Origin of the sequence: Paenibacillus shenyangensis, from assembly GCF_000346635.1 — a bacterium.
Classification (GTDB): domain Bacteria; phylum Bacillota; class Bacilli; order Paenibacillales; family Paenibacillaceae; genus Saccharibacillus; species Saccharibacillus dauci.
In genome coordinates this window covers 303983-319935 of record NZ_AOIG01000003.1, presented here as the reverse complement: position 1 = coordinate 319935, position 15953 = coordinate 303983, and the positions used below count along the sequence as shown (strand labels likewise).

Annotated in this window: 15 protein-coding genes; 13 read left to right on the top strand and 2 right to left on the bottom strand. The window is 45.1% G+C overall.

Annotated elements, in window-relative coordinates:
• Positions 1–231 precede the first annotated feature (231 nt).
• Positions 232–711: a glutathione peroxidase gene (locus tag H065_RS0102885; protein WP_017811509.1), complete on the bottom strand. Its 480-nt coding sequence runs from the start codon at positions 709–711 to the stop codon at positions 232–234.
• Between the two features lie 169 nt (positions 712–880).
• Between H065_RS0102885 and H065_RS0102880 the strand changes: the two genes are divergently transcribed.
• The 3 genes from H065_RS0102880 (at position 881) to H065_RS0102870 (ending at position 2691) form a co-directional block, all read left to right on the top strand.
• Positions 881–1300, top strand: a complete 420-nt coding sequence (locus H065_RS0102880) for an organic hydroperoxide resistance protein (RefSeq protein ID WP_026136009.1) — start codon at positions 881–883, stop codon at positions 1298–1300.
• Positions 1301–1800: 500 nt separating this feature from the next.
• The gene (locus tag H065_RS0102875) at positions 1801–2079 is read left to right on the top strand and encodes a hypothetical protein (RefSeq protein ID WP_026136008.1); all 279 of its coding nucleotides are present in this window, start codon (positions 1801–1803) and stop codon (positions 2077–2079) included.
• Between the two features lie 132 nt (positions 2080–2211).
• Positions 2212–2691: a thiol-disulfide oxidoreductase DCC family protein gene (locus H065_RS0102870; RefSeq protein WP_017811506.1), complete on the top strand. Its 480-nt coding sequence runs from the start codon at positions 2212–2214 to the stop codon at positions 2689–2691.
• 179 nt (positions 2692–2870) lie between these two features.
• On the opposite strand, the gene H065_RS0102865 is transcribed toward H065_RS0102870, so the two are convergent.
• Positions 2871–4115: a PQQ-binding-like beta-propeller repeat protein gene (locus H065_RS0102865; RefSeq protein WP_017811505.1), complete on the bottom strand. Its 1245-nt coding sequence runs from the start codon at positions 4113–4115 to the stop codon at positions 2871–2873.
• A 319-nt stretch (positions 4116–4434) separates the two neighbouring features.
• Here H065_RS0102865 and H065_RS0102860 point away from each other — a divergent pair, with 319 nt between their 5' ends.
• The 10 genes from H065_RS0102860 to H065_RS0102815 all read left to right on the top strand — a co-directional run bounded on the left by H065_RS0102860 (position 4435) and on the right by H065_RS0102815 (position 15521).
• Positions 4435–5577, top strand: coding sequence for a CpaE/TadZ family protein (locus H065_RS0102860; RefSeq protein WP_017811504.1), 1143 nt, complete (start codon positions 4435–4437; stop codon positions 5575–5577).
• Positions 5574–6839 carry a TadA family conjugal transfer-associated ATPase gene (locus tag H065_RS0102855; protein ID WP_017811503.1) on the top strand — a complete coding sequence of 422 codons (1266 nt, stop codon included), beginning with the start codon at positions 5574–5576 and terminating at the stop codon, positions 6837–6839. Before H065_RS0102860 ends, H065_RS0102855 begins: the two co-directional genes overlap by 4 nt.
• An 18-nt stretch (positions 6840–6857) precedes the next feature.
• On the top strand, positions 6858–7724 hold the full coding sequence (locus tag H065_RS0102850; RefSeq protein WP_017811502.1) for a type II secretion system F family protein: 867 nt from the start codon (positions 6858–6860) through the stop codon (positions 7722–7724).
• 36 nt (positions 7725–7760) lie between these two features.
• The gene (locus tag H065_RS0102845; protein ID WP_017811501.1) at positions 7761–8651 is read left to right on the top strand and encodes a type II secretion system F family protein; all 891 of its coding nucleotides are present in this window, start codon (positions 7761–7763) and stop codon (positions 8649–8651) included.
• An 11-nt stretch (positions 8652–8662) separates the two neighbouring features.
• The gene (locus H065_RS0102840; RefSeq protein WP_017811500.1) at positions 8663–8860 is read left to right on the top strand and encodes a Flp1 family type IVb pilin; all 198 of its coding nucleotides are present in this window, start codon (positions 8663–8665) and stop codon (positions 8858–8860) included.
• Positions 8841–9530, top strand: coding sequence for a TadE/TadG family type IV pilus assembly protein (locus tag H065_RS0102835; protein ID WP_238557864.1), 690 nt, complete (start codon positions 8841–8843; stop codon positions 9528–9530). The genes H065_RS0102840 and H065_RS0102835 overlap by 20 nt, the downstream gene beginning before the upstream one ends.
• Before the next feature lie 35 nt (positions 9531–9565).
• Positions 9566–11875: a TadE/TadG family type IV pilus assembly protein gene (locus H065_RS0102830; protein ID WP_017811498.1), complete on the top strand. Its 2310-nt coding sequence runs from the start codon at positions 9566–9568 to the stop codon at positions 11873–11875.
• 148 nt (positions 11876–12023) lie between these two features.
• On the top strand, positions 12024–12980 hold the full coding sequence (locus H065_RS0102825) for a TadE/TadG family type IV pilus assembly protein (RefSeq protein WP_026136003.1): 957 nt from the start codon (positions 12024–12026) through the stop codon (positions 12978–12980).
• Between the two features lie 43 nt (positions 12981–13023).
• The gene (locus H065_RS0102820) at positions 13024–13533 is read left to right on the top strand and encodes an A24 family peptidase (RefSeq protein WP_017811496.1); all 510 of its coding nucleotides are present in this window, start codon (positions 13024–13026) and stop codon (positions 13531–13533) included.
• 35 nt (positions 13534–13568) lie between these two features.
• Positions 13569–15521: a DUF6382 and FHA domain-containing protein gene (locus tag H065_RS0102815; RefSeq protein ID WP_017811495.1), complete on the top strand. Its 1953-nt coding sequence runs from the start codon at positions 13569–13571 to the stop codon at positions 15519–15521.
• Positions 15522–15953 lie beyond the last annotated feature (432 nt).

Below are 15953 nucleotides of genomic sequence, written 5' to 3'. Positions count from 1 at the left end.
GTTCGAGTCCTCTCGACCGCATTAAGCAAGATTAAGCTCAGGAAATCTTAACAAGTGAACGATGAAGTTACGGTAACTTCACCTCAATCGTTCCTCTATGATTTATTAGATAATCAGAAAAACGCTGTTGGCTTATCGCTGACAGCGTTTTTTTGTGTATATTAATATAACCAGGATTCTTCCGGAATAAGATAAATAAGTGTAGTAGATCGAAATAAGGTAATCAACTAATCAGTGAAGCTGTTTCTGGATATCTGCTTCTATTTTATCAGGCGTTGTTTTGGGCGCGTAACGTTTGATCGGATTGCCGTCAGCATCAATCAGGAATTTGGTAAAGTTCCATTTGATCGCTTTGGAACCAAGTATGCCTGGTGCCTGTTCGCTCAAGTATTGGAAAAGAGGATGCGCTGAAGCTCCATTGACATCGATCTTCTGGAACATTGGGAAGGTCACGCCATAGTTGAGCTGACAGAATTCCGAGATTTCCTCGTCACTGCCAGGGTCTTGATTAGCAAATTGATTGCTGGGGAAGCCGAGAATCTCAAAATTTTGATCTTTGAATTTATTATATAGCTCTTGCAGACCAGTGAACTGTGGCGTTAGTCCGCATTTACTGGCGGTATTCACAATCAACAGCGTTTTGCCTTTGTATTGCTCCAAAGGAACTTCTTCGCCGCGCATAGAGACAGCAGTGTAAGAATAAATACTCATTCGTATAACGCTCCTTTCAGGATGGGGTAACAATTTAATTTTAAAAAATTAATTGAGTATAGTCAATTTTTGCTATAAAAACAATTTGTCGAAATTAAGTTTCATTTTCGGGATAGTGCTTTACAAATATAGTGTTGGTTCAAAACAAAATTAGACAAGGAGCTGAATAATAATGGCACTTTATACAGCAACTGCAAAAGTTCATGGTGGACGTCAAGGTAAGGTCGAATCAAGTACAGGTGCACTAGATGTTAGTCTGGTCATGCCCAAAGAGCTTGGTGGTGGCGGTGGAAATGGGACGAATCCGGAAGAAATGTTTGCAGCAGGTTATGGAGCCTGTTACCAGAGCGCCCTTGCTAATGTAGCACGCAAAGCGAAAGTAAACGTAACAGATACTGTAGTTACCAGTAATGTTATGATTGATAAAGATCCTTCAGATGATGGATTCAAGTTATCCGTCCGTCTGGATGTAAGCATTCCAGGCCTTTCCAAAGAAGAAGCACTGGATATTGCCAAACAGGCGCATGAATTCTGTCCGTATTCCAAAGCAACACGCGGCAATATTGATGTAGAACTGAATATTGTCTAAATCGTAAAAAATCTTGTACAGGGAACAAGCGATGTCATGCTGCAAGATTAACGGCTTTTGCTGGATAATCTTTGTAGATGATGCAATAAATAACCGCTGTATCCGTGGGACAAGCATATTATAGGAATAAGAAAAGGCAGATCCGTTTATAGGGTCTGCCTTTTTTGCTACAGGGAAGCCTTACCTATCCGGTCGCTGCAAAAAGGACAAATTGAATAAATACCGATTAAAAATAGAGAAGAAGGGTAAAATGTACATAAGCAGGCGTTAGAAGATGCTTCTTTACTTTACAGGATAATATGGCAGCATTCTGCAATTCTGATGCCGCAGACACCTTGAAATGACATATTTAGAACCTTATCCTGGCGAAATAAAGGCTGTTTGACTCCATTTTAGCCAACCCGCAGGCGATTGGAGTTGACACACACCTCAAAATTCTTTAAGATGTCATAGGTGATTTGTAATTCGCTACGAAATTTAAAGGATAACGGGTGATGATAATGGCATATAGACCGACGATTACGGCATTAAGAAAAGCCGGTATTAACGAAAAAGAAGGCTTGTACGAATTTACAGCAACACTGGCAGATGGAACAGAATGTCGTATGTTCTACAATCGTTTTCCAGAATGGAAAATGACCAATATTAACCGCTTGTTAACCAAGCCATGTCCGATATGCCGTAAAGATTTTATCTGCAACTGCTTTAATGCATTTGCTGGTGAAATTGATCAGCAGATCAAAGATCGTCAGCTGATTGACGAAGCTTTGGCCAACTAAGAACAACGTACACTTTTATAATGCAGAGCGCGGGGAGTAACTTCTCGCGCTTTTTTGCTATCTTTAGGGCAATATGGGGTAAAGATAAGAATAGAGATAACTGAACGATCAACGAAAAGGAGAGTGAATAATATGGTAACCGCACATGCTCCGGTATCCCGTCCGGGAGAACCGACCGAATTAACCGATGCTCAGATCGAAGAATTATTGCAGGGAGAACATCCGATAGTACTGGTAGATGGTGTTTGTCATTTCTGTCAGGGCGCTACCAAGTTCATTATCAAACGTGATCCGAAAGGAATCTTTCACTTTGCTTCCATTCAATCGGAAGTAGGTCAGAAGCTGATGCAAAAAGGTGGCCTGCGTACGGATACAATGGATACATTCGTACTGATTGAAAAAGGGCAATTCTATACCCGTTCTACAGCTGCACTGCGTATTGCCCGTCGTCTGCGTTATGCTTGGCCGCTGTTGTATGCTTTTATCGTCGTACCGAAGATGCTGCGTAATAGCGTATATAATCTGATTGCGCGTAATCGGTACCGCTGGTTTGGCAAGTCCGATCAATGTATGCTGCCAACACCGGAGATCCGGGAGCGGTTTATTGAGTAAAGCTGGACGGAACTACTATGGTATATAGTTTGGACTTCAAACGGAAATAAGCATTTTAACTAAATAATAAATGACAGGCAAAAATAAAACCTGCAGAGTCAGTATACGACTTCGCAGGTTTTTATTTTTATTAATAGGAATAGAGGAAAAAAGCTTATACAAATCGTGATACCTTTATATTATTTTAAAGGGTATTTGGTTAGTGTATCTTCGTTAACCGAATAAATGGTATGAGCGATGTAATCTATAGGAGAGCCCAGCTTGGTGGTATCAAATACATGTATCACTGCCAGATTGGATGGATACAGGATATAAGTACGATCATCCATATTAATCATCAGATTGCCGTCACTGGTTGGCTTGACCCAGGTGTAGTCAGCTGCATCGCCTTCCAGGTTTATGGAAGATGCTGATTTACCGGAAGCCACAGTAAACAGTTTTACATTACCATTCTCATAAGTAACATAACCTGTGCCTGTAGATTGGGTAATAGAGCCACCCGAGATTTGACGTCCCCACAACAGCTTGCCCTTCGGATCAAAAGCAAACAATTTGTTGCCAACTTGATCGATATTGGTGCGAATCAGTACAGTACCATTTTTTAGTACAAACATTGAATCGCTACCATCGCCATATACGTTAACATTGGACGGGAATTGATAATTATACAGGCGCTTCAATGCCAGTCCGTAGACATCGATGCGTGGATTTGGAACCGCCTGCCAGCCGTTCTGGTTTTTGGTCAATTTGCTGGCTGCTACGATAATGCGGTTGCCATCTGCTTTGAGTACAGACCCTTGGATCGCCTGTTGATTAAGCAATTTACCGTTATTGTCATAGCGGCTGAGTGTGGAACGGATAATTCCCTGATTATTGACTTTCCCTTTTGAAGCTACCAGCAGGGATCCATCTTTGAGCAGGGAAATGGAACTGGCATCCGGAAGATCCTTGACCCAGTTGGCTTTGCCGGATGGATGAATGGAATGCAGCTTATGAGTGCCATCCGAATAGTCGGCATACATATATACAGTTCCATAGCTCGTATACGCCATTTGTGTAGCAAGCGTATAAGGACCGTCGGATTCATGCAGTACATAGCTCCATTGCGATTTGCCGGTTACAGTGCTATAAGCCTGTAGGGTATCCAGATACCAGCTGTTCTCTGTCTTGCCTGTAGTATTAGGAATATCCTGCTGGGTATGTACGTAAGCGAGCTTCTTGGCAGGTACAGCATGTACCTCTGTCGCACGTACAGCGAGCGCGTTATCCATCTTGTCTGTGAACAGCGAAGGCGATGTCCATGAAGGATTACTCAGCGGCTGTACTTTCTCGGCAGCTGATGCAGGCGCAGACAAAGACAGGCTAACCATTCCTGCCAGCAGGAGTGTCGCCCATCTGGAGTGTTTTTTTGGATTCAAATCCATGATCATTCCACCTTTTCTTTGATATATTATGCTCTTTGAATCTTTAACCGATTTTGCAGCAACAGCAACAAATGTGACGCTAATGTAATATATGAGTTGAATATGCAGCGGAAATATAGGCTTATAGATACAGGAATGAAATAGAGTAATTCTTTATACATGGTATATTTTTATTTATATAGTATTGCAGACCTATAAAATATATGATATTCTATCGTTAAATTTAGTTCTTGCAACGGAAGCACCGTTTAAGTAACGCACCCCATGTGCGTTATTTAAACGGTGCTTTTTTTGTTGCCTGGGAAAAGGGGGAAAGACAATGGCTCCGGTACAGATCGTACTATGTGTGGAGGACAGCCAGTACATTGAGCTGTTGCTAAGGTATGTCCGGGAAAGTGAATATGCGGCAAAAGTGCGAATCAGAGCTTTTTCCGATGTGGATATGTTCATGACCTACATGGATAGCGAAGAGCATCGCGGATTGGTAGCGGCAGAAGAGACTTTTCTAAAGCGCTGGCTGCACAGTGACAATATTAAGACCGCACGTTGGGCAAGGCTGAGTGAAGAAGCCGATTATCATTCGGAAGGCATCACCCTTGCGAAATATCAGCCACTGCATACCTTGATGGAGCAGCTATGCAGTATGACAGGACGGTCAGCGCCGGGTGTGACACTGAAGGAAGGGCAATATACCGTAATCACTTCAGTCTACTCGGCAGCGCCGGGTAGTGGTAAGTCTGTCACTGCGATGAATATGGCCAAACAGCTGGGATTAAAAGGGCAATCGGTATTTTACCTGAATCTGGAGGCGGCCAATAGTACAAGATTGTTACGGCTGGAACGCAAACAGATGGAGGAAAATGGGTTATCCCGCCTCCTCTATGACCTGCAAGCGGCGGCAGAGCAGAAAGAGTTGCCAGTACATCCACCTTCTCATTACGCAGTATACGCAGAAGAGATCAAGGCCGATACATTTGAACCACCCGAGAATTTTAACGAGCTGCTGCAGATGACAGAGCAGGAGACGTTGTCCCTGATTGCCTATATTGCAGGCAGCAGAGAATATGATCATATCATTATCGATGGAGAATCCGGCTGGCAGGAGCGTATAAAAGCTGCGCTGCAGGCAAGTGACCGAATTGTCTGGTTGCTTACGGATGATCTGCTGTGTATGCACAAAACGGGCATGTGGACGTCCTACTGGCAGGCTCATGAACCGGATTGGTATGAACAAATCGGCTCCCGAATTTCTTTTGTGATGAATCGCTTTAACGGGAGTTTGCTCAATCCGCTGCCGATAACGGGCATAGAGCTGGAAGGTACGCTTCCGTATGTTCCTTCATGGAAGCAGGTGGCCAGCAGCGAGCTGCTCTGGTGCTCGCCGATTTTTCAACGTGATATTTTGAAATTATGCCGGATGTCTCATGATCAGGCTTATGCTGCAGACGGGGTGGGAATGTGAACGAAGATTTATTTATCATTTTGCGAGATGAAGTCCGGTCTGCTCTGGATGTAACCTTTACCATCGATGACAATGAATTGCTGCGCCGTATTGAACAGAAAGTATTGGATAACAATCGTTATCCGAACCTGACGGCCGGTGAACGTCGCAAATTGGTCCGGCAAGTGTTTGACTCTTTTCGCGGTCTGGATATTCTGCAGCCGCTGGTTGACGACAAAAGTGTAACGGAGATTATGATCAACAGTCATAAAGATATCTTTATCGAGCGTAACGGTCAGGTTATTCAGAGTGAAAAGGTATTTGAATCCCGCGAGCGGTTGGAAGATATTATCCAGACGATTGTGTCCGGCGTTAACCGGGTCGTGAATGAATCGTCACCGATCGTGGATGCACGTCTCAAGGATGGTTCACGTGTCAATGTGGTGCTTCCACCTGTAGCACTCAAGGGACCGACGATGACGATTCGTAAATTCCCCGAAAACCCGATGACCATGGATGATCTGGTACAAATGGGAGCTCTTGCACCTGTGGCTTCCCATCTGCTGCAGACGTTGGTACGAAGCAAATTTAATATTTTTATCAGCGGAGGAACGGGTTCCGGTAAAACGACTTTTTTGAATGCTTTGTCCCAATACATACCGCCAGAAGAGCGTGTGATTACGATTGAAGATTCGGCGGAGCTTCAGATCCGTACGGTTCCTAATCTGGTCTCTATGGAAACAAGGAATGCGAATACCGAAGGCAAAGGCGAGATTAGCATCCGCGACCTGATCCGTTCTTCACTGCGGATGCGGCCCAATCGGGTTATTGTCGGTGAAGTCAGGGGAGCGGAAGCACTGGATATGCTGCAGGCTATGAATACTGGCCATGATGGTAGCTTGTCCACGGGGCACGCGAACAGTGCACGGGATATGCTCAGCCGTCTGGAGACGATGGTGCTTAGCGGAGCGGAATTACCGATTCAGGTTGTCCGCCAGCAGATTAGCTCGGCAATTGATATTTTCGTTCACCTCTCCCGGCTACGGGATCGCTCGCGCCGGATTACAGAAATATCCGAAGTACGCGGCATGATCGATGGGGAAGTAGTACTTAATCCGCTGTTCATATTTGAAGAACAAGGGGAAAAGGAAGGCAAAATCATAGGCAATCTGGCGCCTACCGGTAATCTGCTGATCCATACGGACAAGCTGCGGGCTGCCGGTATTGAGGAATGGCGCAGACTGGCTGCGATCAGTAATCCGGAATATAGCGCCAGAGCTTGATAGGAGGCAAACAACAAGATGCTTCATTTTAAAAGTCGATCAAGAGGCGGACAGAATGATGCCGATAATTTGACTGCAAAATCAGGCGCTAGCAAGCAGACATCAGCGGCAGACATGCAGCAGGATACACAAGGAAGTATACTGACCGATTACACCGTATATGAGCTGACCATCGTGCAGCGGTTCGGTTGTATGCTGGTCTGCGGAATTATTTTTCTGCTGATAGGTTATCTGTTTTATCATAACTGGCTGATAGGATTGGTGCTGGCATCGGCAGCATGGTTCACGCCCAGACTGCTGCGCAGACATCTACTGGAAAGACGGCGCAGTGCACTTAGTTCTCATTTCAAGCAGGCACTGTATTCACTGTCTTCATCACTGGCTGCCGGACGTTCGGTTGAAAATGGGTTTCGGGAAGCGGCGCAGGATTTGCGCATGTTATATCCGGACGGCGATAACGATATGATTCGTGAGCTGCATATCATTACAACCCGGATGGATTACGGTCAGCCGATTGAAGAGGCGCTTCAGGATTTCAGTAATCGTGCAGCGAATGAAGACATTACCAACTTTGCGGATGTATTTATTACATGTAAACGCACAGGCGGTGATCTGGTCGAAGTTGTACGTAAAACGTCCTCTGTCATCGGGGAAAAGCTCGATATTCAGCAGGATATTACGGTAATGATCTCGCAGAAAAAATTTGAGTCTAATGCGCTTATAGGTACACCTTTTATCTTTTTGATCTTCCTGAATTTTGCGGCTGGTGATTTTATGAAGCCGATGTACGGTAATCCGCTGGGTATTGTCGTATCTACCTTATGCCTCGCAGCGCTGGGGTTTTGCTTTTGGATTATTCGCAAATTCATGAATATCAAGGTGTAACGAGCGGCTAAGCGACTATTAGCTGAGAGGAGGTGAATGAAACTGATCTGGGTATGGCTGGAAGGGCTGTTGGCGGCTCTGCTAGCGGTTGGGTGGGTGGTGCTGCATCAGGGTGCAGAAGAACGTCACAAGCAGCTGGCTGAACTGCCGTTTGAAGTAATTAAGCTGCGCCCGTTGCTGCCGGCAATGTTGGTATTTATTGAGAAAGTCAGATTTGTAGCGCGTTTCTCAGGGGTATTTTATCGGATTCAAAGCTCTGTTCAAAAAGGATTTGGGGTCCATATGAGCGGAGAGCGGTCACTGCTGTATATTGCGGAAATGGCCGGGTATATCTGGTTGCTGCTGACACTGGGCTTTGTGCTGGCAGCTGTCAATGGAGGAAGTGCGACATGGCTCGCACTGGGAGCGATGCTGGCGGTGGTGCTTCCTGTTGCCTTATTTCGGGATCTGCAGAAAAAAGTACAGGAGCGGGAGCAGGATATTCTGCTGGAGCTTCCTGAACTGCTGAACAAGATTATTTTGCTCGTTGGAGCAGGAGAGACCGTCCAGCGGGCGATTGTCCGCTGCGTTCAGCGCAAACAGGAAAACGCGGCTAATCATCCATTGTACAAAGAGCTCTTTCAAATGCTGAATGAGCTGGAAAATGGTTATTCGTTTCAGCAGTCATTGGAGACATTCAGCAAACGCTGTGGTGTTCAGGAAGTATCTGTTTTTACGACGACTGTACTGCTGAACTTCCGTCGCGGTGGCGGAGAGTTTGGGCTCGCGTTGCGGGATCTGTCCCGTACGCTCTGGGATAAGCGTAAAGCGGTCAGCCGTATGCGCGGAGAACAGGCTTCGTCCAAAATGGTATTTCCGATGGTAATGATTTTTGTGATTGTAATGATACTCGTTGGCACACCGGCATTTATGATGATGAATATGTAGGAGGAAATAAAATGACAAACATACTTAAGCAATCCTGGAATGGAATCCAAAGTTTCTGGAAGGAAGAAGACGGAGTAGGTACGCTGGAAATGGTATTGATTATCGCAGTTATTCTGATTATCGCTCTTGCTTTTAAAACTAAAATCACTGAAGTAGTCAAAGGCATGCTGGAATATATGGGACAAAAAAGTGAAGAGTTCAAGAAGTAAGCTGCATATTCAACGTCTCTGGAAAAACACAAAAGGAAGCTTCACGATTGAAGCTTCCCTCGTGTTTCCCATTATTCTGTTTACTACGCTGCTGATCCTGTTTTTCTGCATGTATCAATACCAGAATACCATGCTTAAGCAAGCAGCATCCAAAACGTCCGAACGTGCGTCCTACTCCTGGGATAACAGCCATAAGGAGCCTGTAACTGGCGCTTTTGCACAGGAAGAGAATGATGGATTGTACTGGCGTCTTACCCAGGATGATATGCTGAGTAAATTATTTGGTTGGGCAGGAGCTGCAAGTTCAGCTGAGGTTTCCATTCCAGGAGGCAGCGGCGGATCACTGCCTACGGATAAATTATCTGCCGCTGCCTCCTGGGTTCCAGGTGAAATGAGTGGAAATATAACATATAACAACCAATTGATGATACGAAGAATAAAAACAACACTTTCCAGACCTGTATCTTTTGGAGCACTGGAGCGGGAGCTTGGTCATCCTCTGCAGGCGGAGGTGAGCGCAGGAGCAGTAGTAGTCGAGCCTGTTGAATTTATCCGCAATGTAGAATTGCTTCGTTACTATGGTGCCAAAATATCGGGCAAGTATGGAGGAGCCTTCAATCTGGATCAGGCAGGAAGCATATTGAAGATGTTTGGTGGGCAGAACCCTTAGCGATCTGCCGGAATGAATCAGGAGTGTGAATCCAATTGAGAACACGATTAACAAAGCAGCGTATTCGTAGCTGGCTTGGAACGATAAGACGCAAAGCAAGTGATACGCGCGGTGCAGTTACTATTTTTATGATCGTGGTACTGGCCGGCGTATTCATGTTCACTGCCGTATTTATAGATTATTCCCGAATTGCGGCAATGGAAGTACAGTCCGAGCGTTTAACTCATGCAGTAGTCCGTTCGGTAATGTCTGCTTATGAACCCGAATTTCAGAAAGATTATGGGTTGTTTGCTTTTGGTGAATCGGACGCTACACAGCTGCTGGATACGGCGCTGACAGAGAATTTTAACTATACCGATCAAAAGGATAGTTTTCATCTGATTCCGCTTCAGGCAGATCAGACCTCTATTCAGCTCAGTCGCCCGCTTGGCAAGTACGATACATTTAATCAACAGATTCAGGAGGAGATGAAGTACAAGGCTCCTATCGATTTTACGATTGAGATTGTAGAGAAAATGCGTACCATGTCAGGCATTATGAAAGAGACAACCCAGACGGTATCGGTACTTAACAAAGTCCGTAAACCGTATGAAGCCAGGGAAAAGGCGATTGATAAACTGATTGCTTTGCAAAAGAAGACAGCTGATGAAGTGAAAGAACTGGCCAAAATGATTATGTATCCTGCAGGAAGCTCGATTGCAGACAAAAGTGTGGGCTCTATCTCGTCCATCGCCCAGATCGCGGCGCAGTTCAAAAATTATACCGATCTGATCTCTGAAGACAAAAAAAGGAAAAAGAAAGATAAACCGCGGATTAATACAGCCAAGATCGCTGCATACAAAAGCCGTTCTTCTTCCCTGCTACAGAAAATACCTTCCAAATTAGAAAAGCTGCTGGAAACTCATACACATACATATGACGAAGGTATAAAGCTGATGTCTGATATAAGGGGATATAACCAGCAAATCGCTGATATTATCCAGCAAGAGAAAAATCGTTCGGCCAATGCTTCTTATGACAAAGTCAGTGGTGCCAAAATTCCCGGCAGTACAGTCAAAGGTGATGCTGGTGCAGAGAAACAGCTGGCAGAGCTGCGCAAAAATCTGGATCAGCTGGTTCTTTCACAGGATCTGCTAAACCGGATGGAAAGCTCTGTAAAATCTCAGCAGGATGATTACACCACGATATCCCAGTCTGTAAAAAGTCTGATGACTGAAGCGAATCGGCAGATCACACTTACATCAGGCAATGCGTCTTCTCTCAAAAGCAGTACGATCCGTACAGCACGCCTGCTGCAGACCTATCTGGATAACTATTCAGGTAGTACACCCGATGGAACGATCGGCAAAATCGAAAAAGAACTGGCTGCTGCACGCGCAGGTACAGACAGCATTTCCAAAGATGAAGCTAAAGCTGAAAAGGATATGAAAAAAGCAGAACTGATGCTGGGCGGAATTGCCGGTATGGGAGCTGCAGCTGATGTAGTAGCCCAGGATTTCAGTGAAGTAAATGGCTACTACGAGGATAGTCTGAATTTCAACAGCAGCGTTGGCGGTGAGCAATCGAAGGTCAAGCTGGATAAAGACCCATACGACGAAAGTCAAAAATCAATGGATGCGATGGATATTATTTTCGGCGGAGTATCCGAATCACTCATGAACGGACGCAATGAATTTTTCCAGAATGAATATGCCATTCATTATTTTGAGCCATTTGATATTACCTTTTTCCGCAATATGGCGGAGAGTTTCCAAAATGGAGACGGTAATCAGGCGGCAGATGCTCTTGCAGAAGTTGATGTCTCTAAACTGGTCCAGGAGTTTGCTGTAGAACATCAGCAGGTTGAATATATTATTTATGGATTTGACGATGTGACAGCCAATCTTACAGCAGCCTACAGTGAAATTTTTGGAGTACGTCTGGCAATCCGTACCGCAGAAGGACTGGTGAAAAGCGCCAAACTTGGACATCCGCTCGCTGTATTGGCAGCAGGAGTGGCTTACGGAGTAGAGATGGCGATCAAGGATATGATCGATTTGTTTACCAAAGGACATACCGATTTATCCGCTTATATGAAAGTGCCTTTTGAATACCGTGATTATTTGAGATTGTTTTTGCTTCAGACCAATAATGAAAAGAAAATGTCACGTATGCTTGCACTGATCCGGTTTGGAACCAAAATCAATCCGGCCGAGCGAAATACGTATGCATCAGCTCATGTGCGAACAGGAATGAGAATCTGGTTCTTGCCGGGAGTCATGAAGATGCTGAAAACAGGACAGGCGGACAGCTCCGTGGAACAGGGTGTGTATTATGCAGACAAACAGGCAGACTACGGATACTAAACAGAAAGAAATTGCGTTGCAGCCGATAGGTATATTGGATCGTCAATCCCGATTTGTAGCACAGCATTCCAGTCAGCCATACCATCGATCGAACGAAATCCAAAGTCACAATCATCATAAACAGAATCAAACATATAGGGATAGGGACATGTTTCGGATTATTCCTTTTCCCTCCAATCTTAAAAGGGAAGAGCGCGGCAGTATCGTACTGGAAGCGGCGATGGTATTACCCATTTTCCTGTTTGTTGCAGTCTTTCTTGTATATCTGGTTCAAATGACGCTGGTATCTACTGCTCTGAATAATGTCACTTCGGATACGGCAAGATACGTGGCAACCCATATGTATCCTGTACAAAAAGCTTCAGAAGCCATGGGAGAAAGTTCTGTCATGCCCAAGCTGAGCCTAAGCGAACTTGCTTCACAATATGAAGGAGCCTTTCCATCGCCAATCAATGAGTGGATGATGGAGGCTGCCAGCGGTGGAGACGCCAAGATTGAACAGCTAAAAAACCAAGCTGCTGCCGCTGTACTCGATGCAGCGATCAAGCCGCTTATTCAGCAAATTGCTTCCGATAATCGAATTGATTACAACCGGATTCATATTACAGAAGTAACCGTACCTGATTTGTCCAGCAAAACAAATCCTTATTTTGGGATTGAGATTGAATATGAGCTTCCTTTCCGGGTACCGCTCATTTTCAAACCTATCGTACTGCAATCACGATCGACAGAGCGTCTGTGGATTGGAGATACCGGAGAGTTTGGAGAAGCTGTCCAGAAGGAGACAGCGGAACAGACCGGAGTAAAAGTAGTCTCGGTTCCACAGCCAGCACATCCTGAATCGATGATTTCCATCAAAGCTACAGCACCTCCGAGTTCCATGGTCAGCCTGGAGATCCGTTACAAAAGTGGAGAAAGCACAGCAAAAGGGTTGGGGCAGGCTGTTGCTGATGCAGAAGGAAATATCGACTGGACCTGGAAAATTCCATCGAGTGCTACAGCTGGCTGGGCAACCTATGTGTTAACGACAGCAGATGGGCAGAAAATCCGGGGAACCTTCCAGATTGCACCCTATGATGGCAGGCCGGTTATTGCAGATTCTTGAGATCGAAGGATGAAGACAGGATAGCAAAGGGGATTACAGAAGTATGGAAAGCGTGTTTATTGGTGGCGGTATTTTTGTATTATGGGCATTTTGGACGGATATCCGTGCGCGCAAAATCCCTAATTTTCTCAATATATTGTTCATTATCAGCGGTCTGGCGTATCATCTGGCATCAGAGCACTGGGAAGGTCTTTTATTTGCAGGCAAAGGCTTTGCGCTTGGATTTGGAATTATGCTGCTGTTGTATGCTTTTCGGGCTGTCGGAGCTGGTGATGTGAAGCTGTTTGGTGGAATTGGTGCGTGGTTTGGAATCAGCATGACAGCCCAGATATTGATGTATTCGGTTATTTTCGCAGGTGTGATTGGTCTGATTATTATGCTATGGCGACGTGAGACGATCGTACGCATGCGCAGGGTACTGTGGAAGGTCACAGGAGCTTTGCTGTGGAAGCAGCCGCTGCGTGCTACCCGGGAAGAGCAGAAGCAGTATCTTACATTTCCGTTTATGGCAGCTGTACTGCCCAGTGTGATTTTTTGTTATTGGTATATTTGAGTCTGGATGTCTAAAGAGTAGAGGTGAAAGAAACCATGGAAACATTAACACAGGATTTTATTCAGGATGGCAAGACCTATATGACGGTTGATCGTGAACAGGGATTTCAGCAAAGTGATCTGAGCAAAACCCAGACCGGAATGATGTTATCCTCACGTATTCGCGGAATACTGCAGCTTCATCTGCACGAAGTTAATATGAAGGCTGTACTTCGCTACGATATTAGCGGCAAAAAAATGCTGCGCCACTGTCTGCAAAGTGAACCGATGGGCATTGCCGAATATCTCGGTCTACTGCTGCAGATCGTATCTACACTGGAGGAAAGCAGTCAATATATGCTGTCCCTGCCTAACTATCTGCTGGATGAACAGTACATGTTTGTAGATGGTACGCTTCAGGCGGGCGGTTTGTATCTGACCTATGTGCCATCTCTAGAAATGCTTACGGATGAACCCGTACAATTGATTCTGAGCAGATTGGCTTCACGCTGGATGGCCTATGTATCGGAGCTGACAGGTAATAAGGTTCAGCGTATTCTCAAATACTGCCAGAATGATAACTTTAATTTGCAGGAACTGAAATTGCTGCTGATGGAACTCCTCGGAGATTACCAGCAGCATCCGGGAACAGAATCATATACTGAAGGCTACAATAGCGACAATGCAGGGTATCCTCAGTCGAGCAATACGTACTCTTCAGGAATACCAGCACCGCCCGGGCGTGTAAATACTGCAAGTAGTCATGCAGTTAGAGAAGCTGGGCAGCATGTACAAGCAAATAACCGAATGCAGAACACGAATGCTGTTAATTCCGGCGCAGCACATCCGGTTCTTCAACACCTGAGAAAACAACGAGGCAATCCCGCTCCTGCAGCAGTAAGTCCTGATAATCGGACAGTCAATCCAGCCTTTGCAGCCGCTTTGCCATCATCAGGCAGAAACGGGAATCAGTCAGGGGTATCAGCCGATCCATCTGCATTATTTGCAGCGCCAGGAAATCGAACGCGTTCACAAACAGCTGGGTCGCCTGCAAATGTCACTGCCGACGCGGAAGAATCAGCAGCAAAGCCGCTTTCTTCCGCTCAACGTACCTATCTTCTGGCAGGTGGCGCACTTCTGGTTGCCATGGTCTGGAGATTTGGTTATCTGGAGCATGGCAATGATATGATGCTATACGGTTGTACAGCTATTACCCTGGCAGTCGGTATCTTGATTTATATGCTAATCAAAGGAAGGCTATCCGGAGCCAACAAACTCAAGCTACCTGTATTTAATAAGTCCAAGCAAGATGACGAAGAATATGGCAGTGAAAGCTGGCGCTGGAATTCTGAACCGGCCGCTGCAGGTGGTCTGGCAATGGCTGTTTCGGGAGGGGCTGGATATGGAGTCGATCCTGTTAACCAACGGGATCAGAATATCGCTGCTATTTTCGGTAGAGAATCATCCGGACAGACAGGACAGTATTATGACCATACGTCGATGCCTCCTCATGGAATGAAAAGTGATAACAATAGTAGAAATATTGACCCTATTCAGCAGCATTATTCATCTTCCCAGGCTGCTCATCAGATGCCACCCGGATTCAGTGAGTCGATTCCAGACACTGGATTACTGTCTTCCCATATGGCAACCGTCCTCTTGGATGAATCTTCTGTTATGTCTTCGCATAGTCAATCCAAAGTGTTCCAGGGTTATCTGGAACGCAGAGAGCTGGATGGAATGCATACAGAGCCGATTCGTTTGACGCCAGGCAATTTTGTGATTGGGCGTGCAGAAGAGGGTGTAGATTATTATGAAAAATCTGTAGGTACTTCGCGCAACCATGTAGAAATGGAGATCAGTGATCAGCAGATTCTGATCAAAGATCTGAGCTCGCGCAATGGTACGCTGTTGGGCAACGAGCCGCTGGTACCTTACAAATCGTACCCTATGCAGGATGGAGATTCATTTACAATAGCAAGAGCAGTATTTACACTTCGGCTAACTTAGCTGCCGAGCAGTACAATAGCGGAAAATATTATATTTCGACTTATTACGTATTCAGGATAGTTACCGAATCAAAACAGATAACCTGTACAAATTAAGAAGCATCCATCGGCATAACTCAAGTAGCCTATAAGTACAACATGTATATCCAGAAATAAAATAATGAAGTAGATAGATGAAATCAAATAGCCGAGTAAATAAAACAGCAAATAAGCAAAATAGAACAAATAAAAATAGAACAAATAATAGATAATAGTTATTCATATGAAGCTTATAGCAAATAAATAAAAGCCGCTAATCCAGTATATAGATACTGAATTGGCGGCTTTTAGGTCATTCGATGAATAAGACAGCTTAGTGTTTCTTAATTGTTATTTATCCGTACATTTGCAAACTCAGAACTCAGAACTCAGAACTCAGAACTCAGAACTCAGA

Bases quoted from the DNA above. Each gene is read 5' to 3' on its own strand.
- H065_RS0102875 (WP_026136008.1), top strand. From the start codon at position 1,801: ATGGCATATAGACCGACGATTACGGCATTAAGAAAAGCCGGTATTAAC.
- H065_RS0102885 (WP_017811509.1), bottom strand. From the start codon at position 711: ATGAGTATTTATTCTTACACTGCTGTCTCTATGCGCGGCGAAGAAGTT.
- H065_RS0102815 (WP_017811495.1), top strand. From the start codon at position 13,569: ATGGAAACATTAACACAGGATTTTATTCAGGATGGCAAGACCTATATG.
- H065_RS0102825 (WP_026136003.1), top strand. From the start codon at position 12,024: ATGTTTCGGATTATTCCTTTTCCCTCCAATCTTAAAAGGGAAGAGCGC.
- H065_RS0102865 (WP_017811505.1), bottom strand. From the start codon at position 4,115: ATGGATTTGAATCCAAAAAAACACTCCAGATGGGCGACACTCCTGCTG.
- H065_RS0102850 (WP_017811502.1), top strand. From the start codon at position 6,858: ATGCTTCATTTTAAAAGTCGATCAAGAGGCGGACAGAATGATGCCGAT.
- H065_RS0102845 (WP_017811501.1), top strand. From the start codon at position 7,761: ATGAAACTGATCTGGGTATGGCTGGAAGGGCTGTTGGCGGCTCTGCTA.
- H065_RS0102860 (WP_017811504.1), top strand. From the start codon at position 4,435: ATGGCTCCGGTACAGATCGTACTATGTGTGGAGGACAGCCAGTACATT.
- H065_RS0102840 (WP_017811500.1), top strand. From the start codon at position 8,663: ATGACAAACATACTTAAGCAATCCTGGAATGGAATCCAAAGTTTCTGG.
- H065_RS0102820 (WP_017811496.1), top strand. From the start codon at position 13,024: ATGGAAAGCGTGTTTATTGGTGGCGGTATTTTTGTATTATGGGCATTT.
- H065_RS0102870 (WP_017811506.1), top strand. From the start codon at position 2,212: ATGGTAACCGCACATGCTCCGGTATCCCGTCCGGGAGAACCGACCGAA.